Annotated in this window: 19 protein-coding genes; 3 read left to right on the top strand and 16 right to left on the bottom strand. The window is 44.2% G+C overall.

Features of this window, described 5'->3' with window-relative positions; translation table 11 throughout:
- Positions 1 to 97: 97 nt before the first annotated feature.
- Both ACLWOR_RS06720 and ACLWOR_RS06715 read left to right on the top strand, forming a co-directional pair.
- The gene (locus tag ACLWOR_RS06720; protein ID WP_413940753.1) at positions 98 to 451 is read left to right on the top strand and encodes a DUF2203 domain-containing protein; all 354 of its coding nucleotides are present in this window, start codon (positions 98 to 100) and stop codon (positions 449 to 451) included.
- Positions 448 to 2070: an NAD+ synthase gene (locus ACLWOR_RS06715; protein ID WP_413939921.1), complete on the top strand. Its 1623-nt coding sequence runs from the start codon at positions 448 to 450 to the stop codon at positions 2068 to 2070. The genes ACLWOR_RS06720 and ACLWOR_RS06715 overlap by 4 nt, the downstream gene beginning before the upstream one ends.
- A 42-nt stretch (positions 2071 to 2112) precedes the next feature.
- Here ACLWOR_RS06715 and ACLWOR_RS06710 read toward each other — a convergent pair whose 3' ends face one another.
- Complete coding sequence (locus ACLWOR_RS06710; protein ID WP_413939920.1) at positions 2113 to 2730, bottom strand: PolC-type DNA polymerase III; 618 nt, start codon at positions 2728 to 2730, stop codon at positions 2113 to 2115.
- 69 nt (positions 2731 to 2799) lie between these two features.
- Between ACLWOR_RS06710 and ACLWOR_RS06705 the strand changes: the two genes are divergently transcribed.
- Complete coding sequence (locus tag ACLWOR_RS06705) at positions 2800 to 3099, top strand: 2Fe-2S iron-sulfur cluster-binding protein (protein WP_413939919.1); 300 nt, start codon at positions 2800 to 2802, stop codon at positions 3097 to 3099.
- On the opposite strand, the gene ACLWOR_RS06700 is transcribed toward ACLWOR_RS06705, so the two are convergent.
- From ACLWOR_RS06700 to ACLWOR_RS06630, 15 genes are all read right to left on the bottom strand, one after another.
- Positions 3096 to 4301, bottom strand: a complete 1206-nt coding sequence (locus ACLWOR_RS06700; RefSeq protein ID WP_413939918.1) for a hypothetical protein — start codon at positions 4299 to 4301, stop codon at positions 3096 to 3098. The genes ACLWOR_RS06705 and ACLWOR_RS06700 overlap by 4 nt on opposite strands.
- Positions 4298 to 5614, bottom strand: coding sequence for an ArnT family glycosyltransferase (locus ACLWOR_RS06695; protein ID WP_413939917.1), 1317 nt, complete (start codon positions 5612 to 5614; stop codon positions 4298 to 4300). The genes ACLWOR_RS06700 and ACLWOR_RS06695 overlap by 4 nt, the downstream gene beginning before the upstream one ends.
- A gap of 1 nt (position 5615) precedes the next feature.
- On the bottom strand, positions 5616 to 6701 hold the full coding sequence (locus ACLWOR_RS06690; RefSeq protein ID WP_413939916.1) for a helix-turn-helix domain-containing protein: 1086 nt from the start codon (positions 6699 to 6701) through the stop codon (positions 5616 to 5618).
- Positions 6698 to 7456, bottom strand: coding sequence for a tetratricopeptide repeat protein (locus ACLWOR_RS06685; protein WP_413939915.1), 759 nt, complete (start codon positions 7454 to 7456; stop codon positions 6698 to 6700). The genes ACLWOR_RS06690 and ACLWOR_RS06685 overlap by 4 nt, the downstream gene beginning before the upstream one ends.
- Before the next feature lie 23 nt (positions 7457 to 7479).
- Positions 7480 to 8661, bottom strand: coding sequence for a class I SAM-dependent RNA methyltransferase (locus tag ACLWOR_RS06680; RefSeq protein ID WP_413939914.1), 1182 nt, complete (start codon positions 8659 to 8661; stop codon positions 7480 to 7482).
- Between the two features lie 45 nt (positions 8662 to 8706).
- Positions 8707 to 9132: a nucleoside-diphosphate kinase gene (gene ndk, locus ACLWOR_RS06675; RefSeq protein WP_413939913.1), complete on the bottom strand. Its 426-nt coding sequence runs from the start codon at positions 9130 to 9132 to the stop codon at positions 8707 to 8709.
- Between the two features lie 111 nt (positions 9133 to 9243).
- Positions 9244 to 11553: a fatty acid cis/trans isomerase gene (locus ACLWOR_RS06670; RefSeq protein ID WP_413939912.1), complete on the bottom strand. Its 2310-nt coding sequence runs from the start codon at positions 11551 to 11553 to the stop codon at positions 9244 to 9246.
- A gap of 111 nt (positions 11554 to 11664) precedes the next feature.
- Entirely contained in the window at positions 11665 to 12144 is a 480-nt protein-coding gene (locus ACLWOR_RS06665) for a hypothetical protein (protein WP_413939911.1), read from the bottom strand.
- 160 nt (positions 12145 to 12304) lie between these two features.
- The gene (locus ACLWOR_RS06660; protein WP_413939910.1) at positions 12305 to 13882 is read right to left on the bottom strand and encodes a hypothetical protein; all 1578 of its coding nucleotides are present in this window, start codon (positions 13880 to 13882) and stop codon (positions 12305 to 12307) included.
- Positions 13883 to 14099: 217 nt separating this feature from the next.
- The gene (locus ACLWOR_RS06655) at positions 14100 to 14993 is read right to left on the bottom strand and encodes a hypothetical protein (RefSeq protein WP_413939909.1); all 894 of its coding nucleotides are present in this window, start codon (positions 14991 to 14993) and stop codon (positions 14100 to 14102) included.
- A gap of 28 nt (positions 14994 to 15021) precedes the next feature.
- On the bottom strand, positions 15022 to 16266 hold the full coding sequence (locus tag ACLWOR_RS06650; protein WP_413939908.1) for a hypothetical protein: 1245 nt from the start codon (positions 16264 to 16266) through the stop codon (positions 15022 to 15024).
- Positions 16263 to 17300, bottom strand: a complete 1038-nt coding sequence (locus ACLWOR_RS06645) for a Tfp pilus assembly protein FimT/FimU (protein ID WP_413939907.1) — start codon at positions 17298 to 17300, stop codon at positions 16263 to 16265. The genes ACLWOR_RS06650 and ACLWOR_RS06645 overlap by 4 nt, the downstream gene beginning before the upstream one ends.
- A complete protein-coding gene (locus ACLWOR_RS06640) occupies positions 17261 to 17707 on the bottom strand; it encodes a type IV pilus modification PilV family protein (RefSeq protein ID WP_413939906.1) in 447 nt (148 codons plus the stop codon). The genes ACLWOR_RS06645 and ACLWOR_RS06640 overlap by 40 nt, the downstream gene beginning before the upstream one ends.
- Before the next feature lie 2 nt (positions 17708 to 17709).
- The gene (locus tag ACLWOR_RS06635; RefSeq protein ID WP_413939905.1) at positions 17710 to 20190 is read right to left on the bottom strand and encodes a hypothetical protein; all 2481 of its coding nucleotides are present in this window, start codon (positions 20188 to 20190) and stop codon (positions 17710 to 17712) included.
- Positions 20191 to 20376: 186 nt separating this feature from the next.
- Positions 20377 to 22590 (bottom strand): hypothetical protein, encoded by a 2214-nt coding sequence (locus ACLWOR_RS06630; protein WP_413939903.1) that lies wholly within the window; start codon positions 22588 to 22590, stop codon positions 20377 to 20379.
- Between the last annotated feature and the right edge of the window lie 39 nt (positions 22591 to 22629).

Raw genomic sequence — 22629 nt, 5'->3', positions numbered from 1 at the left:
ATTCCTTAAGTTGTCTGTTATCGGCTTTATTGCTTGAAACACGCGTTTCTTTCGTGGATACCAGTCTCTCTTTTCCGGGGGGAATTGTTTGGAGAATGTGATTGAGATCAATCGCAAAAAGTTTTTTACATTGGCGGATGCGCGCAATTTGTTGCCGGTCATCTATCGCCTAACAGAAGAAGCTTCGCGCGAAGTTAAAACTCAGTTGAACAGAATTGACGCATACTCCGATAAGTCCCACCCTTCCGTGGCAATCATCGAAGAACAAATCAACGGAATCATTGATCGTTGGCAGGCTAAAATTGAAAAACTAGGCGCAGAACCTAAGGGCCTTTGGATGGCTGACTTCGACAATGGTGAAGGCTATTACTGCTGGAAGTATCCAGAGAATGAAATAAATCACTGGCATGGCTACCAAGACGGGTTTTCTGGGCGTATAGTATTGGAATGAGAATCGCCCTAGCACAGATCAATCCGACACTTGCCGACTTTAAATACAATAAAGAAAAAATCTTAGATTTTGTTCATCAAGCACATCAGCGCAAATGTGACATGGTCGTTTTGCCAGAGTGTGCTCTCTTTGGATATCATCCGTTTGATCTTCTTGAGCGCAAAAAACTCGTTCTCCAACAAGAAGCAGAACTTAAAGACATTCATAAAAAAATTCCTAAAGGTATCGCCGTTATTTTTGGATTGATCATGCGCAATCCGGAAAAAAAAGGACGTCCTTATTTTAACAGCGCTGTGCTTTTAGCTAAAGGCGAAAAGCCACGCTTCTTCCACAAGCAACTTCTTCCAACTGGTGATGTGTTTGACGAAGCTCGCTTTATCGAACCAGGAGACGTGTCTCAAAATTATTTTCAGTGGAAAGGAAAAAAATTTTTCCTGACGATCTGTGAAGATATTTGGGCGTGGCCTGACAAAAAAGGCCATTCACCTTATAAAGTAAATCCGCTTGCTAAAGTGAAGAAGAAAAAGATCGATATGGTGATCAACTTGAGCGCTTCTCCGTATTTCGTCGGCAAGATGAAGCAAAGAGAATACGTCACAAGTCAAACGGCGGCCTATTTCAATGCTCCTATGATGTACGTCAATATCGTAGGTGGTCAGGACGAGATCATCTTTGATGGCGCAAGTTTCGTTATCGATAAAAAAGGTAAGAAACTTTTAAGCTGTCAGTCTTTCAAAGAAGATATCAACGTGATCGACATTGAGACCGGGGAAGTTTGGAATAAAACTTCTGCTCTTCAAAAAACCGAAGAACTCAGACAAGCATTGGTTCTTGGTATTCAAGATTTCTGTCTGAAGACGGGTCTTAAAAAAGTTCACTTAGGTTTAAGCGGTGGGATTGATTCTGCCGTGGTCGCAGCACTTGCTGTGGATGCTTTGGGACCAGCGAATGTGACAGGCTTGGCGTTGCCGGGACCGTTCAATGCGGAAGAAAGTCTGACGCTCTCACAAGTCCTCGCCAAAAATTTGGGAATTGCTTTTAAGACAGTTGAAATTCAGTCGATGTACGAAAAGGCTGTTGAGGCTTTCTCCAAGGGCCTGGGGCTTGAAGGATTTAGTTTGGTGAATGAAAATATCCAAGCGCGCCTTCGTGGTATGACGTTGATGGCTTTTTCCAATAAAGAAAACAGCATGCTCCTCACCACCAGCAATAAAAGTGAGTATGCGAGTGGCTATTCCACTCTTTACGGAGATATGTGCGGGGGCTTGGCTCCGATTGGTGATCTTACTAAAGAGCAAGTCTACGATCTTGCGAATCTTTACAACAGTCAGGATGAAATCATTCCGAAACGAATCATCACGCGTGCTCCGAGTGCAGAGCTTCGTCCCAATCAGAAAGATCAAGACTCTTTACCACCTTACGAAGATCTTGATCGTGCCGTGGTTTATCTTGTGGAAAAATCCGGAGAAGCAAAAACGAAGACTGATAAGTGGTTGTTGCCAATTTTGATGCGCACGGAATTTAAGAGATGGCAGGCAGCTCCGATTTTAAAAGTATCACAGCACTCTTTCGGACGGGGACGAAGATATCCCATCGCTCATCGGGCCAAAGAAATTTAATTTTAAATTAAAGAGCGGCGTACAAAGAGTACGCCGTTTTTATTAGAAGCCGCCGAAGAAATCCATTTGTTTAGGTTGGCGGACGATTTGCGGGAAACGAAGTTCAGGCTTACCTGTTAAAGCAACAAGGTTCGCAATTTGTGGAGCTTGTCCACCGATCGAAATTCTTTTTACCATATTCATGAACAAGTGACCTGCGTAAGTCGCGTCTTCTTCTGCTCTATGGAAATCGGTCGTTGGAATTTTTAAGTGTTGGACCAAAGTACCAAGTTTGTAGTTTGGAAGACCTGGGAACACTTTACGAGCGATTGGCAATGTATCGAGGATCAAACCTTTTGGTGCTGCTGTTTCAAACTTCTTAACGTCAGAAATCAAAAACTGCGCATCGAATGGTGCATTGTGAGCGATCATAAAATCATCGCCGCAGAACTCTGCAAGAGATCCCAGCAGGGATTCAATTGTAGGCTTACCTTTTACCATATCATCGGTGATACCGTTGACCTTAGAAGCCCCTGGAGGAATGGCTCTTTGTGGATCGACGAGTGTTGCAAAAACAGCTTCAGGCTGACCGTTAATGAAGCGCACGGCTCCAATTTCAACGATTTGATCAACACCGGGAACCGTACCTGTAGTTTCTAAGTCAAAAGCTATGAATCTCATGAAATCATTGATACAAAATGGGTGCGGGTGTTTCAACAAAAGAGTGGCTTTTTCGAGGAGTTGCCTACAATGAAGGCTAAATCAGGAAAATTTATGACGTTTTTACCGGACGAGGAAATTGTCGAGGTGAGTCATGAAGGGGCCACTGTCCTAGAAGCTGCTCTTGCTGCGGGCGTTGAATTAAATCACACGTGCGGTGGCTTTGGGACGTGCGGTACATGCAGGGTGTGGGTTGTGTCCGGTCTTGAGAAAATCGGGCCGAGAAACGAAATAGAGCAAGAAATGGCGGACGATCGCAAATTCGCCCCAGAAGAACGTTTAGCTTGTCAAATTTCAGCCTTTGCGGGGCTTGTAGTAAGAAAACCTTAACGCACGTAAAATGGATTGGTGTAAATCCACGAGATCCATTTTTTTGCATCTGGAAGTGGCAGCATCGGAATCACTTTAACTTGGACACGATAGACTCCGGGTTCTTTGATCACATAAGTCACTTCAGGATCCGTCAGACGATCAATAACGTTTCCATCTTTGTAGACAACAATTTCAAATTCATCACGGGGACGCGACGGCAAGGACACTTTAAGCACGGTATTTTTTGTAAGTTTCACTTCAGAGCCCATCAGGTGAGGCTTGCCGTCACTTTCCATTGTCGCGACAAAACCTTTCGGATCACCTAGCATGTCCATCGCAATATAGAATTGTCCATTTTTAAGAGCGTTGAAAATCTTCGCTCGATCGCTAGTAAAACTCCCGGTGAGTTCAGACGGAAGCATCACGTGCGTGCTCATAAACTCAAAAGAGCGTTTGTAGCTTGGAAAGCGAATTAAGTAATTCGCAAGGGGCAAAGCCCGAGCTGATGCTTCAGTTCCCGCATAGGCTACGATCTTACGTTGCTGGCTCATTTTATCAAAGAGTGCGAATTCTTCGGACGGCTCTGACCACAAACGCAAGAAAGCTAGATCCGCGTTAAATGGATAAATCAATAAGCTCCAAATTGTCGAAAGTTTGGATTCACCCCAAGCGCGATTGGCGAGACTTTTTAGATTCAAGATTTCAAAGCCATCCATGCCAGAGGGAATTTCTCCGCTCCAAGAATATCCCGCTTTGTAAGGATGTGCGAGAATAACAAGGGTGTCTTTGCTTGCACCGGTCTTTTGAGACAAGAGATCAGCAAGTTTTACTTGAGCATCACCGAGATTTGATCCGATGGATTCTTGTTGAAGTGAGTAGTAGATGAGTCTTGAGTCGAGATAGCTAAATTTTCCGCCATTCAAAACGAGGAGATTGCCGTGATAGGATTCAAAGGTTGTCGGCATATCAAAAAGATTTACATCAGTGAACATGATGAAATCGAGATTGGCGAGTTTTGCTGATGTGATTACAAAACTTGAAGAGGCCGATCCTGAAGACAGATCGGTGTGAATATTGAGAGAGCCGCGATAGTCGTAATAATTTTGTGCGTGTTCAGTTTTGATTTGTCGCGGAACAGTGCTGGTCTCGTACTGATTGATATAAAATCCGTACAAGAAATAACCGACTAAGATAAAAGAAAATGCGACAAGTGATTTCATTGCTTCTTGAATTCCATCAAAACATAGTCCGGATCGATCTTTTTGATGATCTGGCCTGACCATTGTTCTTGAGAAATCCAAGAAGGTAAACTGTTAGCTTCGCGTTTAACGAGATAAAATGGACTTTGCTGCGGAATAGCCTCGGGCAGAGTGTCGAAGAAATCAAAACGGCTGATATCTTTCAGTTTGTAGACTGGCACCTTACTAAAATACCAAAGAGATGAGGCCATTTGATAACTGCTTGCATAGAGCGGCTGAAATTCTTTTATTTCTTGGGCGAGTTGTTCGAACTCATAAGGCTCCGAAACCTTGTCATTGAGTTTGCGAAGCTGTGGAACCCAAAGAGTCGCTAAGACAACCGCAACAATAACTCCATAGAAGCCTACATAGAAACGCTGCCAGGAACGCATACGAGGATGTTGAATGGCGAGCATCAAAAAAGTTGGATAGGCGATAATTGGCCAATTCGCCTCAACGAGTGCTCGGAATGAAGTGAAGAAGAAAAAGATCAAAGGTGTCCACGCAAAGTACGCCACCCAACGGAGTTCGGGAATGCTACGTACACGAAGGGCGGACCAAACAACAAGAGGGAAAAGAATCATCACCTGTCCAAGGACATAAGTGATTGTCCATTCCGGATTGTAAGTTTCTTTTTCCAAACCGTGTTTCAGTTGGAAAGTAAAAGAAGCGAAATCATTCTGATAGTTCCAAAGAAGAACCGGAGTGCAAAAAACTAGGCCCGATAGAATTGTCAGCGGTACCAGATTCCAGCGAACATCTTTCCATTTTTTTTCAAATCCGAGATACAGTAAAAATGCTGGCACAAACAACACGATATGATATTTGGCGCAAAAGCCCAGTCCAAGCACAGCGCCCAGCCCAAGATAGTCAATCGCATTTTTTGTGCGAAGGGCGCGAACGGCAAACCAAATCGAGAGCATCCAAAAGAATACCACCGGCAAATCGGGTGTGACGACCAGCGAACCAAATCCGAGTAGGGGAGAAAAGAGGACCAGATAAACCCACAGGCGAACCTTATCCCAAGGTAAGCTGTGGCGGATCAGGTCAAATCCAACCAGCAAAGTTAGATGACCTAAAATCACAGCAGGCCAACGAACGGCATGCCCTAGAGGTTCAAGAAAGTGGCCGAGGTAAAAAATCCACGCCACCATTGGTGGATGGTCGAAGTAACTTAATTGGAGCTTGTGGGACCAAACCCAGTAATATGCTTCGTCAGCACTCAATGGTATCAGCGCAGAAAGAACCAGTTTAACAAGAAGACTGATGATCCAGAGGCGTTTAAATTCTTTCAACTTAGTAGCTCAATTTAATAGGTTTACCAAGATCTCCAGGAATACCAAGTTCCTTACCATTTAAAATAAGGTTCACGGCTCCGCCGTTTGAGAAATTAATTTTCAAACCACTCTTGCTCTTGAAAGTATGCACTTGTTCAGCGGAGAGTTTGATCTTTTGGGGTTTTCCTGATGGCGAAGAGTACTCAATCTCTACGTTATCCAAAGCTTCAACGATCAGCTCCACGGGTTTTCCTTCCTCAGGTTTTGCTGAAGGAGATGTAGATGGTGAAGGTTTTGGTGTTGGAGTAGGGCTCGGAGTTGTTGTTGCCGCAACACTTGGTGAAGGGCTTGGTATCGCGCTAGGAGATGGGCTTACTTTCGGAGTCGCGCTCGCTGCTGGAGTGACCGCTGGCGAAGGCGATGAAGCCGGAGCTGGTGTCGAGGTTGGCGATGCCGATGTCATAGGTGCTGACATTGGAGCTTCGCTGGTTTTTGCTTCCGTCGCTGAAGTCTGTGGTGCAGACTCAGTGGCTGTCGCTTCACCTTCTGACTCAGATGTCGGGCTTACTGGTGTCGCGCCTTCCATTGTTTGTTCAACTTCTGCTGTTGGAACCTCGGCTTCTTTTGAATACTTGTCGATCATCTTTTTGGTAAAAATAATCAAACCAACTAAAACGGCGCCAAGAATAACGGCGGCAATGGCTTTCGTATTACGGCCTTGTTGTAAAGGCGCCAAGTTGTCAGTTTTACGAGGAGCTGGTTTTGTAGGAAGTGGAGTAACAGTTGCGGGGGCAGAGGCTTCCGCTCCTTCAGTAGGAAGAGACTCTGGGGTCGGCGTTCCATCAGCGCGAATGTAAGGCTTCGGTCGCGTTGATCCCATTTCTTCGTAGAAAGTTTCTAAAATTTTATCAGTGTCGAGATGAAGATAGTTTGCATAGCTCTGCACGAAACCGCGCAAAAAAGTCTTTGCCGGCAATTGTTTCTCATCGCCGTCTTCGATTGCTTTCAAAACTTTGCTGCTAATTTTTAGGGACAGACCAATTTCATTTAGAGAGAGACCTTTCTCTTCTCTGGCTTTTTTTAAAATTTCACCGGTCTTTTTCATTGCTGTCCCTTTCGAATGAGATCAAGAAGTGCTTTGGCCTTATCTCGGTATTTGCCTTGAGGATAATATTTAATAAGCTCCTCGAAGCGTGCAATGGCCTTCGATTTTTCGCCAAGACGATAATATGCCAGGGCGCTGTAGTAGTGAGGTTCATCGATAAGCCCTTTTTGGCAGAAGCCAACGGCTCTATCCAAAGCCTCTGCAGCTCTAGAATAATCTTTTTCTTCAAAAAGAGAGCGACCGTAGTAAGTGTTTGCAACACAGTCGTCACTCTGGGTTTCTAGTACCTTTCCAAAGGCAGAACGTGCGCCTGAATAATCTTTTTGAAGGAACTTTGAAAGACCCCAGTTGATGTAGGCTTTCGTAACCCCAGAATACGTGAGGTCGTTAAACACAACTGTTAGCTCTTTTTCCGCTGCCTGATATTTCCCGACTTCGATCAGAGTGCGCGCTAGATTGTTGCGAGCATCGGTGTAGTCTGATTTTAGTTCAATTGCGCGAGAAAACTTTTGTTCTGCGAGGTCAAAACGTTCACGTAAAAAATAGACTTGTCCTAAATTGTTTTGGACAACAGGATTTTTTGGATCGAGTTCTTCTGCCTTCAATAATTCACGAAGGGCAAAAGGGTAGTTACCCGATTCGATGTAAGAAACACCTATCCGAAGATAAAGTTCCGATTTTTCTTTATTTTTACTTCCCCAACTTGCACATCCAACAAAGGCTAGGGAACAGAGTGCGAGCATCCATTTACGCATGCTAAAAAGGTATCATTTAGGGCTTAAGAGTCAACCCTCAGCTCCACAACAGTTTCGACGTGATCAGTCTGTGGGAACATCTCAAATGCTTGAACGCGACGGAGACTTGCCTTGATGTTAAGCTCCTGAGCTTTTTTGAAAAACCACTGGAGGTCACGAGCAAGTGAAACGGGATGACAGCTGATATAGATGATTTTCTTGGGACGCGCTTCCAGCAAGGCTTGCATGATGTACTCAGAAGCGCCTGCGCGTGGCGGATCCAGGATAACAAGGTCCTGACTCTGTGGTTTTGTCTTTTTTAAGAAACTTTCGACATCGGATTCCACAAACTGAATTCGCGAATCTCGACTTTTTGCCTGTCCGCGTTTTACAAGTTTTGGATTCAATTCAACTCCGGTTATCGGGGCTGAAGTCCAGCGCTCGGCAAACGGAAAAGTGAAATTTCCAGCCCCCGAATAGAGGTCCCAAATATGGCGATATTCTTCGCCGCTAGCCCAATCAAGAGCTGTGCGGATAAGATCGACGTTCTGAAAACGATTTACTTGGGAAAATCCGACGCCATCATCTTCTTCCGAGATAAGACCATAGCGAACAGAATCATCTTCAGAAATATACATTTCCAGTTTTTGCAGGCCTGATTTTTTTTGCGACTGCAGCCACTGCTTCACTTCAGAAAATTTATCTGTCAGCGCAGTTTCTGTGATTGGACAATCTTCAATCGCGACAATTTCATGAGAATTGCGTGCGAAAAAACCAAAACGTCCGTTGGCGTATTTAGGCTGAATGCGATTGCGATAGCGCAAAGAACGTGGACTTGCTTGAATTGGTAAATACTCAAATTCAAGACCGCGATTGAATTTCTGAATAGTCTCAAGAACGATTTGTTCTTTTTGACGTCGCTGTTCTTCTTCTGAAATTTGCTGCCAGTTGCAACCACCGCAAACCAGCGCCACGGGACACGGAGGCGTCCGTCTTGCCGGGCCTGGCTTGATAATTTCGAGAATGCGGGCCTCAGAGAAATTCTTTTTAACAAGGGTGAATTCTACCAATAGTTCATCATCCGGTGCTGCTAGAGGAACGAAGACCACGAGGCCCTCATGTCGAGCGACTCCAGCACCACCGACGGCGAGCTTATCAATTTTCACTGTTGCTTTAGAACCGACAAGGGGAGCTTGCGCTCCCCTCTGGTGAAGATTTTTCTTCATAAGACTTATTTCTTTATTCTTGAAAGCGTGCGCGCTTTACAAAAACTATACGTTGCAGATTTCTTGTTTTTCAAAGAACAAAGCAAGTTCGCGAGCAGCAGAAGCTGTGCTGTCAGAACCGTGAACTGCATTTTCGCCAACGTTGTCGCCGAATTTCGCGCGAACTGTGCCAGCGTTAGCTTTTTTAGGATCAGTTGCACCCATGATTTCGCGGTTTTTCAAAACTGCGTTTTCACCTTGCAAGCACATCAAAGCAACTGGGCCAGATGTCATGAAAGAAACTAGTTCGCCAAAGAACGGACGTTCTTTGTGTTCAGCGTAGAACTCTTCAGCTTTTGCTTTAGACATGATTGTGATTTTCAAAGCAGCGATTTTAAGGCCGTTTGCTTCGAACATGCTGATGATGTCGCCGATAGCGTTTTTCTTCATTGCGTTTGGCTTAATGATTGAGAATGTTTGCTCAATACCCATGGTATCTCCTTGTTATTAATAGATAGTTTTAAAACCCAAATCTTGTATCGAATGCTGAGGACCAAGTCTACTCTTGGTTTCCAGCACCCTCGCGTGCCGCACTAAGTCATGCTATTCTAGAGCATAGCGAGTGAGATCTAAATAGCCGTATTCGCTGGCTGGTCCTTGGGCAAAAAGCTTCTGTACGTCGTCGTAGGCCAACCAGAACTTTGGATCGGTGCGGGGGACTCCATAGACCTGCACGAGCTTGCGATAATCTTGAGGAGACTTCATAGCTCCTAGCTTTTTTACAAAAGCACCCAGCGCGGCCTCTTTCACCCGGAAAATCATGTTGGGATAAGATCCCCAGATGCCTTCGCGAATAGTTAAGCTGTCTTGTTCAGGCAACATGCGTAGAGATTCACCGAGAATCCAAGAGATATTCTCGTGCTCTTTGTTGTGAATGATTGAATATATTTTTTGAGTTTGATCAGAAGAATCAATAATCAAGAGCGCCAAGTCAGGATCGAAGTAGCGAGCAAAAGGCGTTTTCTTTCCTGCTTGAACGGAAGCAATATTTCTCAGAAGTGTTTCCGTTGGATTCACGCTCAGTTTGGGTTGGACAGAGTCCGGTACTTCCATTTTTTTCCAGTTGAGAGAGTCCAGAGATCCCCGCACCTTTTCGCTCATGCGGAAGAATAATGCTTTGGTCACAAACTGGGTTTTCGTTCTGGTTTCTGAATTGTAGCGAATGCCTGTGGGCTCTGCTGATCCGACCGCTGGAAAAACGTAATCCATTTTTGCCCGAGTGAGAAATCCTTTGTACCAGTCGCGACGATACTCCAAACGCTGTTCGGGTGGCAGGAACGTTAAGAATAGCTCTTCGGCTTCCATTCGAATTTGGTCCATATAGACACGAGTCAGGAACTGATGACTGATATTTCCGAAGACATCGAAATTCACAACAAGATTGTAAACAAGACGTTCGAGTAGAGCGTAATCTAAAACAAAAACAGTTTTGGACAAATCTCCAACGGCGCCTCTGCGAACAACAGCATTGTCATCGTGGCGGAAGATCGTGAGGATGGCATTTGGATTGTCGCCGTTACCGTCCCAAATATCCTGGAGCTTGTAACCTTGTGGTCGAAACTTGGTCAGGTTGTTGGCACGAAATAGACGGTATTTTTCACGACTGTCTGTGATCTTTTTTAAAAGCACGGGAGCTTCTAAAAGCTTAATATCACTTCCCCACATGCCGGGAAGAATTAACATTTGTGCGGCTTGTTTTTCGTATTCAGTTGATTCCAACATAAGATCAGAACCTGGATTTAGGAAGAACGTAAAAAATTGTTCTTGAATAGAATTGACAGCTTGGCTTCCGTTACAGACGGGGCCCTTGATGAAAGTTGCAACTTGATATTGGGCATCCTCGAGCAAAAATTCATAGCGTGCTTTTGCTGGAATGCTTTGAAATGCAACGAATGGGTTCTCGGCAACATCGGTTTTGTAACTTGGGAGCTCAGTCACCATCCATTCACGAGAAAAGAATATTTTTTTGTAGCGTTCCATCTTCTGTGCACTGAATTCATAGGGAAGATGAGTTTTGTAGACAACAGCTCCTTGGAAGGGGCGAAGACAGTAGTAAAAATTTTCCTTCCCCGGGTCGTCATTGGGACGACGTGTGGCGATTTCCTTGATTCCCTTTTTACATTTTGTTTCAGAGCGAACCAAACGGAAAAAGCTTTTTGGTTGTTCAGGAAAATAAATATGGGCGAGGAATAAATGCTCATAGAGATAACGACTTAAAAGCTTTTGCTTTAAAGATTCTTCATTAAAAAAATCCTGCCAGTCATTAATCTGCTTTTTTACGGAAGGCGTGACAGTTATCTCTGTCTCTGTTGTAGGCATGCCTTTTTGAATCCAATTTTTTATGACCTCAAGTTCAGCAGTTTCAAGTGCGGGCAAACCATAAGGCATTCCAATTTCTGGATTGTTCTTATTCACGGCAAGGAGTTGTTCCATGTTCGAAGGACAGACTTCAGATTCGGCGACTTGCTTTTTAATTGGCAACTGGGGGTTGTCCTTACGAAGTTGAATCATTCGCCAAAAAATATTCTGTTCTGGATCTTTTGAGTTTGCGACATCAAAAAATCCTTTTGCTCGCCACTCGGCGGTCGTTGAGGCATCAATCCACAGACGAGTCGGTTCGACACTTTCCGTACGTGTGCCATGATAGACATTGGCTTTATTTGCGCCTCTTAAAAAGCCGGTGGAATCCTGCAGGTTCAGCTGGCAAGGAGCATTGAAACAGCTGTGACAAGCTACACAGCGTCGTTCAAACAGAGGCTGAATGTGTTCTCGGTAAAGCTCGTGATCAGTTTTCTGAGCAATAGAAAGAAGCGGAAAGATAAAAACCAAGATGAAAATTCGAAATGCCGACATTTATGTCTCCTGCGAGACACAAATATAAATTCAAACTCGCCGAAGATCATGAAAAAAACCCCTCGCTTCCAGACGGAAGGAGGGGAATTTGAAGGGTCTGAGGAATTCTTATTAACGGTTGATGCGGTAAAGGTCGAATTGAGAATGGTCTGTGTGACTTTCAACTGTGCAAGGAGTGCACTCGTAACGACGTTCACTGCATTGTGGGAGGGATGAACGGTATTGTTGGCATTTTTGATAAGCAACTGCAGTTTTCTTGTCGGTGAAATGAAAGCTTTGTAGGAATTCACGACGTTCTTGAGGTGGATTCCATCCGCCACCGCCGTGGCCGCCACCAATTAATTGATAAACGAGATAGCTTGAATGATCAGAATGAGAAATTTCTGAGCAAGCGCCGCATTGGAAATCGCGAGAGCGGACGCAGCGAACATCTACCTGACGTGCATTTTTACAGTTTTGAATAGCGACAGCAGTTTTGCCATCATAGAAATGGACTTCGTCGACTTGACGCCACTCAGGTCTTCCCCAGCCTCCAGCTAGAGCAGAGATTGAGCTCAAACAAATGATGATGCTTGCGATTACTTGTTTCATGTGGTGGTTCCTCCCTGATTTGTTAAATGATCTGAAAAGTACTAAAGCAAGCATGATGCCAATATATTTGGTGGCATTTTGACTCCGAAGAAGAAAGAAAAAAGCCCTCCGGAAGTGGAGGGCTTTAGGAAATTTCAAATTATGTTTCTGACTTTTGACTTTATTGTGCTGGGTACTGGTCGCTTGGAACGATTGTGATAATGCGCTCTTTAGTTAAAAATTTGTAGAGGGTGAAGCGTGGATGTTCGACACCACCGAACGATTGACCAGGGAGAACTCCGATGCGCTCCCATTCTGCTTGTGCGGATTCAGGAGCTTCGAACTGCAATGCGTGGCCTCCCGCAGTGTCAGTAATAAACCAACCGTAGTCTTTGAGTGCGACAAGAATGACTTTGATTGCTTTACGTTTTTGTTCTGTTAAACCAGTTAACGTCGCAACGAAATCATCAATCTCTTTGTACGTTACATTCAGAGCAAAGCGCATTCCCTCTGGGATGTTTCCTGTTTTACCTGGGTGTTCAAGTTTTGTAGCTGGTGCTACATAGAAAGAACCCGATGTTCCAATGATGGGCATTGAAAGAGCATGTTCGATTTTTCCTTGTTCAATTTCCCAAGGACGTACAAGCATCGCGAGATAGTTGATACCAACACCGCGTGATCCAGTGCATTTTGTTGCTTTGTTGTCCCAGTTATTTGTGAGGTAATCACCCGGGCACAAATTTCCGTTACCAATCGTGATCTGTTTTGAAGCTGTGTCGACGACGACTTCCCACAAATTCCATTCTTTCCCGGTGATCGGATCCAGAATGATGATCTGTGAATCTGTCCCTGCATTAGGTTTCCAATTCGGATTGAACGGAATTGTCTTACCGTTCAGATTTCCCCAGTTGTTCGTGTCTTTAATCACATATTGATCCGTTGCTTTTGCAGCATCGTAAACGGGGTATGTGTATTTACGGAAATTCAACTCTGGAATTTTACCTGCAAAATCATTCCACAAATATTCAGCGTATTTTGCGCTCTCTGGATGGCGAGGCAAGTTTGTCACTGGAATATTCCAAGGCGCCATTGCTCCGTAAGGACGAACGCCGTTAAATGTGCGGCCTTGTGTAGGTGGCGTCGGACTTGGGCTCGGACTAGGTGACGGAGATGGTGATGGGCTCGGAGACGGTGAAGGGGAAGGTGAAGGCGATGGCGATGGACTTGGTGATGGCTGTGGAGTTGTTGTATCAGCCGTCAATGTCAGCGCGACATAATCAAGAGCGGATCCATCGCTTCCTTTGCTGGAATAACGAAGGACGAGACTTCCACTGGAAGAAACAAACTTACTAAGATCTCCCGAGATGGAATAAGACAAAAGCGACCACGTCCAAGCTTTCGCCCCAGTGTTGTTTGTGATTTTTTCGAATTGACCGGTTTGTGCATTGTAAATAGAGAAAGACCACTCTTGCGTTTTTAGCGCGGGACCTCGGTAGTTAAAATCAAGCTTCAAGGTTTTGATAGCTTTGTTTGCGACGACAAAACTGAGGTCTCCGGAAAACTGCGAAGTTTTTGGAGTGAAGTAAAGATATTTAGAGGCGGTCCTTGTTGTGCCGCTTTGGTCTTTGACCTTTAGTGCTTCAACACTCACCGACGAAGACGTGCCAGCATTGATGTTAAGTGATGATGGATAAATAGTTTGAGCGTGTGCCCAAGTCGAACATAGAAAAAGACCTAACAGGCCTGTGATGATACGCATTGAAGTTCCCCCGTTTTCGTTTGTTTCGCCAGAGACGTGCTAGTGACAATCAGCATAGAGGAAAATTCACGAAAGTCCCACGATTCTAAAATTTGGATATCGAATTAAGACGAAGGTGTTTTTTTCGAATGACTCCGATCAGAAGATCGAGAGTGAATCACTTGAAATGAAAAAGGCCTCCGAGTGGAGGCCTTAGAAAACTAAGTAAAAAAATTAACTATTGGCGCGTGCTGCTAGAGCAAGCCCAACCGGTACTTGTAGTTGTGCCTGAACGAGTAGAAGTGATGTTTCTATAGTACTGTCCGTTCTGACAACTTCTATATGTTGAAACATTAGAAGTACAAATCTGGTTACCACCTTTACCACCAGTCACGCAATTTGATGTCCATGAGTCGGTGCCAGTTCCGTCTGTACACCAAGAGTTACAAGCGGCATAGCAGGAACCTGCTGGGCATGGAGGAGGGACTGCGCATGAGTTGCTACCAGCGTAAGAAACAGTACCGTTGTTACAACTGACGGCGATCGTTCCGCGATCGACAGCTTTACCGTCGATAACTAAACCAGGAGAAGCCGAAGTACATGCCACACTTGTAGAACCACCATGTGCGATTGCAGGTGTGGGTACGTTAGCTGCTGCGGTTCCAGCTTGAATTCCTGCAGGAATTGGCGCTGAGCTAGCAGGACAGTCTTTAGGTTGTAAAGCGCAGTTTGATGACGTTACAGTCAATTTCCCGCCAGAGCAGACAACATTTACGTTACCTGCCGTAACGGGTTGTCCGTTACCGTGCAACGGTGGCGCAAAAGCCGTACACGCGAATGATGCTCCGGCACCATTTTTCAATTCTCTGACTGGAACCTCGGAAACAGATGCGCTTTCGGCAAGAATATTTGTACCTAAACGAACTTTTACGTTCATGCAGTTCACATCAGACTCTCCAACCACCATTCCGCCAGAGCCAGAAGAGGATGTTTGAGTTTGGGTCTGTTGACCGGTATTAGCTTCCTTTTCCATGCGAGCTTGCCAGCGATTCTTTGCAATTCCAGAGACAGCCGACAGAACCACTGCCAGAATGAGAAAGCCTGAAAACTTTCTGTTTAGACGCTTTATCATAACCCCTCCAAAAAACTTTATGCCTTAACTATGGAATAGCTGTCAGGAAAATATCCCAGACAACGCCTTTCTTTTCAGAACCATTTTTCACTTTATAAGTGAACTCCCCAGGTCCTAAAATTTTCGCTGAGTTGCCTTCCGAGCGCAATTCATTTTTATAGCTCAGCGAGATCGAGGTAATTCCTTTTCTGCTTAAAGGAATTACTTCTTTTTTTGCAGATACACCGTCATGGTTTACGTCTCTCCAGAGTACGAGTTGCGAGAATATTTTGTCCTTAACATCAATAACACCGTCTTTGTTGTCATCATAAGCACGCAGATTTTCAAAGCCATTTACGTAACCATTTACGTCCCCAAAAAGTTCCCCGCCGTATTCAATTTTTCCACTTTTATTGTGGTCAATTGCGAGAAGGTAAATTTCCTTTTTAAAGGAAGGCCAAGAAATTTTTTGTTTAACGTTTGCAGACTGCGCATCTTTAGCAAAGAGGGCGAAAGTTGAAGACTGATCCACCGCAGGAATCTCTTCATCAAAACTTAAAACGATCGGAGAAAAATATCCTCCACAGAATCGATTTTCTCCAGGGAATCCCGCATACACCGTCGCCTTCTTTCCATTTTCTGCAAAGTACCAAGTGATAGCAGCAGTCAAAGGACCATCTGTTCCCATGTACTGACCGCCGCCGGTTCCCGGAGGCATTTTTTGATTAAAGCGGATCGATTTAAACAGCAAACTTTTCTTATTGATCGCGTCTAGTTTCGCAAAATCCACGCCCGTGCTCAGAACGTTGACGCCGATAGTTTTTGTATTCTTAACAGCGACGCGAACCACGTTGCCACGCAAATGTGCGTTGAATTTTTCAGATGTAACAGCACCGTTTGCGTCTCTCACGGAGTTGTTTCCGGAAAGATCCTGGTTCATGTTCTCTGTAACAAGAGCGGCTTTTGCCGGGAAATTAATATCTAACGTTTTATAAGAACCGTCTTTTGTTTGGTACTCGATGGAGGCATAGATTGTCGAAGCTGGTGAAACCGGGTTTGCAACACTTCGTAAGTTCGTACCAAAGCAATAAACATATAGATCAAGTGTCGAGGTGTCGTTATTACTTCGGGTTACAGTCATTTGCGAGTCCACAACAACGTCATTCATATTGGGGCCAGCAAAAGGAAGAATGGCGATATCTGTTTTCGAAGTAGACTGCTGAGCATTTGAGATAGAACTTGAAAGCCCAAAACATGCTGCCACTAATAGGGGAGTGTATTTTAGATTTTTCATTTTTCAATCTCCATTCCGATCAGGGGAAGCGTGATCGACTTTCGTGTAAAACGTACCTGTTTGATTCTGTCTGCAACGGTGTGCTCATTGATGTATTGCCCATTAACCCACGTTTTCTGGATTAAATCGGCGTATCCTGCCGGGTAGGCTGAGTTTGGTTTCATTTCAAATCTTACTAATTGAGCGGGCTCGACTTTAACGAAGGGAGCAGCTCCTCCAACGGTCGGCAATTTCAAGAGATATTGGTTCAAACTCGTGTAAGGAGTCCCGGTAAGAGGATGTTTGTTGCCGACATCAATCGCGGCCTCTGCGGCAGCTAACGGAACCAAGTCGTCGACAAAAACCTTTCCAACAAACGAAGCCGTTCGAGGGACAGTGTTCAAGTCTACGTTTTTAGCAGCGTTAAGTTGGCGCAAATACGTAGGGCATGTAATCGCAAAAAGTTTTCCGTCTGCCCATCGTTCTTTAAAGACCGCCGTCATCAATTTCTGACTGGCCGGTACGCCAGATTCATTTTCCAGTGAAGGAACTGAGTTGATTCCGCGATACGCAAGAGTACCGTCTGTTAACAAACTTGCTGAATCAGTGACCGTGTAGGCGTGAACCGGGTCATAGACGATAGAATCAAATTCCGATTCTTCAGAAGCTAAAAGGTAGAAGTATCTGTTCGTTTGGTTCGCTTTGAGAGTAAATTGGCGCGTCTCTTCGCCAGCAGTAAAGTTACTAAGCGCGATGTCCGGATAATAGTCAAAGAAACTATCGTTGTTATCATCATTGAGCGTGAGACGATTAAAGCTCAAACTTGATCTCTTGATAACGTTTACAGCGGAGCGACTTAATATTGCGAGGTCAGCCTCTTGCATCGACTCTTTCTCAATTTTATCGAGATCTTTGATAAAGTCGTACATGAACACCGAGTTCCCCAGAATAACAATACTCGCGAGGGCCACAACGACCAATATTTCTGGCAGTGAGAAACCGCGATTATTTTGTGCTATTTTACGGTGATAAAGTAGGTGTATGTTTTGTCCCACGAAACCCCCATATCTTTAGCGCTGACGATCTTAAATTTCACTTGATAAAGATTGCGAACAAATTCACTCGGAATAATCAGGTAACCCATATACGCTTCACAACCGCGTGTTGCGCATTCGCTCTTTTGAATAACGGAACCTTTTGATACTCCCAGTGGAAGCTTGGTTGGCGTTAGAACTTCATTTTCCTTGGTAATCGAGTTGTCGAAAGTGACTTGGTAATATGAAAGATTAAAACGAATACTTTCGGCAATGGAATGCACCGCCTCACCTGTTAATCGTCGCAATTTTAATTGCTGATGCAACTTATTGAGGTCGGTCATGTAACTTGCGACCATGTAGGCAGTAATGCCGCCTACAACTGTCGTGACTAATACTTCTAAAATCGTAAAGCCTTTGTTGTTCATGACTACAGCCCCTTAGATCGACTGATCTCTTTAACAAGGAATCGAGTAGCCGCTTTTTTACATTTTACTTCGACAGATCCTGGCGGAATTCCACAATCTGGATCGACAGTCGTCCATTTAAATGGATCGGCTGTTCGCAAGCTGACGGGATTACAATTATAGTGTTTCAACGTGGAAGGAATCCCTAAGTTAGAAGCCCAAAGTGGTGGTAAAGTGGCGTCCTCACAGTTAATAAGGGTTCCATCTTTTTCTTTTCCAAGAATATTGAAAGCACGTAATTCGTAAACAGCCTGCGGATGGTAGATCGTACTCCAGCGAATGCCGTTTACATAGGCTGTGCTATCGATCTGAACATTTTTTGCGATGAATGTCCCAACGATTCGAAGAGGAGTGCTTCGCGCATTAATTATTAAGTTGTTGCACGTATAGAATCCCGTGACAAAGGTTGCTGTGCTTTCGATGGTACATGTTTCAATTAATGATTTGATTTCCCATTTCGGAGTTGTACCTGCATTCGTGCTGTTAAAAATATAGTTACCGCTAAAGTATCCATTCGTAAATCCGGCATCAGCTGAAAATTTCCAAGCATGTTCAGATTGAGTTACGAAGGACGTAGACCAACTCGCGGAAGGGAAAGATGTGTAATAGGCTTCGCTACCTTCAGGTACACCAAAGCATTTAGCATCGAAAGAGTTAAAGTCGCGATCGGTTGGGCCTGGAGCTTGAGCTGGATCCCAAACTGGATAACTAGGATCTGAGATTAACATGGGATTGTTATACCATTGAAGCATGCTTGCAGCGCTCAATACAAAATTGCCGCCAGAATTCAAGAACGTAAAACCATTGGATTTGTATTGCCCCATCGTTGCATGAACTGAGGGACCTGAGCGTACGTTCTGAGAATAGTTGTAGCCATAATCCATCGCCTCAAGAATAAAACGAACAGCACCGTCGACCATCACACCATTTTGTTGGTACTGACCCAAATTCAGCGCGGCTGGATTGACGAATTCGACCTTCAAGTCCACTTGGTTATGTTGTGGTTTTGATAGAACATAGTGCGGAGAAGAGGTGATTCTGATGGCTGCACCCGCAGCAGCTCCACGAGGATAGAGTGTTAGGCTACCGTTACGCGAAAGATAGAATGAATTCGTATAAACGCCTCGAGTTCCCGAAGCATCAGGAAGACCTTCAAAAATCATCTTCGCTTTAAATACAGCCCCACTCAAGAAAGAGTTGTAAACACCGGCGTCCGTTACACCGGGAACGTTGGTAGTAATTTGTCTATGTCGAGGTTCGTCAACTTGCTCAATTAGGTTGTCGATCAGACCAATTGAAACGGTTAAGTCTGCTGTGTTCGGAACTGACGAAAGGGCCTTAACAAAAAGTTGCGAATCTCTTGTAACCGTCAAATCATAAGCGGCCATTTGCCTTTTTTTGCAAAGTTCGAAATCTGTAAACGTATCGGAAGAAGGTTGAATTTTGAATAAATAATCAAGACCCATGTCTCTTTCTACGTCGAGCTCAAAGCCCCCGAGAAGTCCGTTGAATGACGGAATCTTGTAATTGAACATACTACTTTCGCCGCCGGCATCTTTCGGCACAAAGAAGTTACCGTCTTGTTTGAACATGCCTTCGCCGATGACGACTTTATCGACGAATGAAACGTTCTTCATCGGTTGAGTAAGTGCTTTTGGTGGCAACACAAGATTGCCATTAACGAAGACAGGACTTTCAAAGCGCAATCCTTTATTGGCACCAACAGCCACGTTATTAAAAACGACGTTTCCGCGATTAGCAGGAGCCACTGACCCTAGATATAAGTCATTTGGAACAATCAGCGCAAAGTACGAAAGCTCGCGAGGATAAACCACGATCTTTGAGTTGATCTCGAGATCATGTAATTTAGACCCAACGGGTGCAGGAGCTTTAATGACGATACGAAGAGGTACTTCTTTTCCTTTAGTCGTCGAGACGGCCGAATCGTCACGTTTAATTGAGAAGCTGACTGTCGGGTAAACGCCACGGAAAGGAATAGTCAGGCGATAGATAGGATGTGATTCTGGCAGAAGTGACAAAGTGACGGTTTGAGAAATTTCGGTCAGACGAAGGTCACCTGTTGGAAGTTTCATTCCAGATGTTTGGATATACGCGATAGTTTCATCATTTAAAAGCAAGCGTGCTGCGTACTTTCCATGAGTCAAACCGCAGGTAGTATCCTGCGCCCAAGTGGAAGAAAAGCACCAGCTTTGTTTTACGGCGTTAACAGTATAGGATAACAAACCATCAAGCACGATGCGGTTCGCAAGTTTATCAGACGAAGCATAAACTTGAGTAGCACGGGAGCGGATGTAATTTGTCGATGATAAAATTAAAATTGCGACGACAACAGCAAGCGCAAGCGCACCGAGAATGATCGATCCCGATTCTGTCCGTAGTCGTTTATAGTTTTTTGAATGGACTGATATACGCTCGTTCCCCATTCAAACGTTCCCCCTGAAATTAAAACCATGTTGGTACTGTCGAACTCATATTCTGCTGTCTAAATTGTATATGTGTGTCGACAGAAAAGATCGGATTTTTCGCCTTTTGTCTTATTTCAGGACGCTCGTTTGGGTTGCCAAGATTACAGTGGTAGAATGCCCGCAATGTTTCCTATAAAACTTGAGTTATTCACAGGTGGGTGTCCCAAAGTGATCACGAGCGAAGTCTTCAAATAAATTTAGAGGGGCGTCCTGCTTGTGGTACAAATAAACTGAATTTCGAACCGTGTTTCTCTCGATATAGGATCGGTCCAGCGTACTCATCTCGACATTTTTACCCACAGAAGAAATGTTTTTATAAAAAGGCACACACGAAAAGATGGACTGATCCTTGCGGATTTTGGTGAAGAAATCAAAGTCTCTGGGATCAATAAAAGAATTTTTATTAAGCACGTGAAGTGAATGTCTTGTATTGGATGCAAAGACAAATGGATACGGTTTTAACATAATATCGACATACCGAAAATGTTTGAGAATAGGCGCGATGTACTCTTCAAACTGTAACATATTATTAACTGATTCTGGATCAAAGTACGTCTGCAAAATCCCGTCCGAGGACAGGCATTCTTTCGCCAAGCCAACGAATTCGTCGCTGTATAACTTGGCGGCGTTATAGCTTGATGGTTGTGTTGATGTATTCAAAATCAAGTTGTAAGAACCTTTTTTGCAGTCGCGAACAAATCCAAATCCATCTTTCAGATAGAAGCTGACGTTCGCTCGATGAAGAAGATCTCGATTGTATTCTTTAAAAACGGCAAGATTTTCCATAACAGCAGGGGAGATATCTACAAGATCGGCGTGTTTTGAAATAGCCGCAACCCCCCAAGCAGATTGACCCGTACCAATTCCGACAACGAGAGATTTTTCCAACGGTCGAGAGAAAAATTTCGCAGAAGCTATTCCAGAAATATATTCATCGCCCCACCAAATATTATGAGAACCTAAACCATCCACAACATACATGCGTCGTGACGGTGGATTAAAGCATTTTGAACTGTCCAATGGAAGAGGTATCGGCGCATAAGTATAAAGAGCCACCGACGTCAGTGGGTGCGATAAGATTCGTACGTCACGTATGTGCTGACAGTTTTCTTCACCTTTCTTAAGACGATTCACAAAGAGAGCGTCTTTTGCTGCTGTGCTAACGAGAAAAGGCGTAAGGGCCAAAACCAAAACAATGACAGGAAATAGAGTTCGCAAAGTCTTTTGTCTATAGGAAAGAAAGAGAGCCTGTAGACTGCAGAATACGACGGCAATCGTAAAGTATCCAGGCTCCCACAAATAGTGAATCATCAGCGCGGCGCAAATAAAACCCGCAATATTCCCGAAACTTGCAAACAAATTAAGGGTTCCGCTTGCGACATCGACATCGAGTTTCGATTGAATGACACTTGTTTCTCGAACGAAAAGAAGGCTTGAAAATAAAACAGGAAGAGTGAGGTAGATAGAAAGTAAAAATGAGATGCAAAAATAATTTACAAGCTCTCCTGAGTAAAGAGAAGTAATTCCAGGTCCCGCAAACTTGAACGTCATACTAATAAAAAGTAACGATAAGCTTAAACATACGAAGAGTACTTGTTTGGAAAGATATTTGACAACTCTATTGAACAACCCCGCAGATGACATCCAAAAGAAGACAGCCGCGGAAATGGAGGTGGCATGTAGACGATAAGAGTTCGTCATCATGGACTGTGTTTTCAAAGCCCAATAAACCGAATAGAAGCTAACAAGTGAAGCTGAAAAAACAGAAAGAGTGCTGAGGGGCCAGGTTTGCACAAAGCGCACAATTCCGATCTCGGAAATCTTGGTTGTTTCAAGCACGAATACTTTTCTTTTTGTGAGAAGTAAAAGAAACCCTCCAAGGCTGAGTTGTATCAGGGCAACTAAAAGTACCGCGCCACTCGTTGAACCGGCGTTCACAAAATTCCACTCGAATGCAATCAAGCCAAATATAGCTCCAAAATGATAGACGAAGTAAATCCAGCCAAACTTAATCCGTCTCAAGTAATAGCTATATAAAGGAATGTGCGTACCGAGTGCCAAGGCAGGCAAAAACAAGCATGCAATCACGAAAGGTAGAGGAATGTCTTGAGAGTAAAATGGACCCTGAAGCAATCCAAAGACTACAAGTGAAAGGAATCCCGCCGCCATTTCAATATAGGCAAGATAAGGACGAAAGCGATGCCCAAAATAACTACCGATCGCAGAACCCAAAATAAACGTCAAACTAACAGCGATAAAAGTCGTGTAAAGATCGCCAACAACCATCGAGACGACTTTTTGAAAGACGACTTGAGAAGAAAGATTTATCAGTCCTGAGATCAACGCTAATAAGATCATTAGCTTTCAGTTTTCTATAGGACCTAAGCAGAGACAAGA

The organism is Bdellovibrio sp. HCB2-146 (assembly GCF_047345725.1).
Lineage (GTDB): Bacteria > Bdellovibrionota > Bdellovibrionia > Bdellovibrionales > Bdellovibrionaceae > Bdellovibrio.
The sequence above is the reverse complement of the archived record's forward strand: the minus strand, read 5'-3'. Positions and strand labels throughout refer to the sequence as shown.

What these genes read in the sequence shown, in the direction of transcription:
- ACLWOR_RS06690 (WP_413939916.1), bottom strand. Translation starts at nt 6,701, where the DNA reads ATGAAAAAGACCGGTGAAATTTTAAAAAAAGCCAGAGAAGAGAAAGGT.
- ACLWOR_RS06655 (WP_413939909.1), bottom strand. Translation starts at nt 14,993, where the DNA reads ATGATAAAGCGTCTAAACAGAAAGTTTTCAGGCTTTCTCATTCTGGCA.
- ACLWOR_RS06705 (WP_413939919.1), top strand. Translation starts at nt 2,800, where the DNA reads ATGAAGGCTAAATCAGGAAAATTTATGACGTTTTTACCGGACGAGGAA.
- ACLWOR_RS06630 (WP_413939903.1), bottom strand. Translation starts at nt 22,590, where the DNA reads ATGATCTTATTAGCGTTGATCTCAGGACTGATAAATCTTTCTTCTCAA.
- ACLWOR_RS06715 (WP_413939921.1), top strand. Translation starts at nt 448, where the DNA reads ATGAGAATCGCCCTAGCACAGATCAATCCGACACTTGCCGACTTTAAA.
- ACLWOR_RS06650 (WP_413939908.1), bottom strand. Translation starts at nt 16,266, where the DNA reads ATGAAAAATCTAAAATACACTCCCCTATTAGTGGCAGCATGTTTTGGG.
- ACLWOR_RS06710 (WP_413939920.1), bottom strand. Translation starts at nt 2,730, where the DNA reads ATGAGATTCATAGCTTTTGACTTAGAAACTACAGGTACGGTTCCCGGT.
- ACLWOR_RS06635 (WP_413939905.1), bottom strand. Translation starts at nt 20,190, where the DNA reads ATGGGGAACGAGCGTATATCAGTCCATTCAAAAAACTATAAACGACTA.
- ACLWOR_RS06640 (WP_413939906.1), bottom strand. Translation starts at nt 17,707, where the DNA reads ATGAACAACAAAGGCTTTACGATTTTAGAAGTATTAGTCACGACAGTT.
- ACLWOR_RS06700 (WP_413939918.1), bottom strand. Translation starts at nt 4,301, where the DNA reads ATGAAATCACTTGTCGCATTTTCTTTTATCTTAGTCGGTTATTTCTTG.
- ACLWOR_RS06670 (WP_413939912.1), bottom strand. Translation starts at nt 11,553, where the DNA reads ATGTCGGCATTTCGAATTTTCATCTTGGTTTTTATCTTTCCGCTTCTT.
- ACLWOR_RS06685 (WP_413939915.1), bottom strand. Translation starts at nt 7,456, where the DNA reads ATGCGTAAATGGATGCTCGCACTCTGTTCCCTAGCCTTTGTTGGATGT.
- ACLWOR_RS06660 (WP_413939910.1), bottom strand. Translation starts at nt 13,882, where the DNA reads ATGCGTATCATCACAGGCCTGTTAGGTCTTTTTCTATGTTCGACTTGG.
- ACLWOR_RS06680 (WP_413939914.1), bottom strand. Translation starts at nt 8,661, where the DNA reads ATGAAGAAAAATCTTCACCAGAGGGGAGCGCAAGCTCCCCTTGTCGGT.
- ndk (WP_413939913.1), bottom strand. Translation starts at nt 9,132, where the DNA reads ATGGGTATTGAGCAAACATTCTCAATCATTAAGCCAAACGCAATGAAG.
- ACLWOR_RS06665 (WP_413939911.1), bottom strand. Translation starts at nt 12,144, where the DNA reads ATGAAACAAGTAATCGCAAGCATCATCATTTGTTTGAGCTCAATCTCT.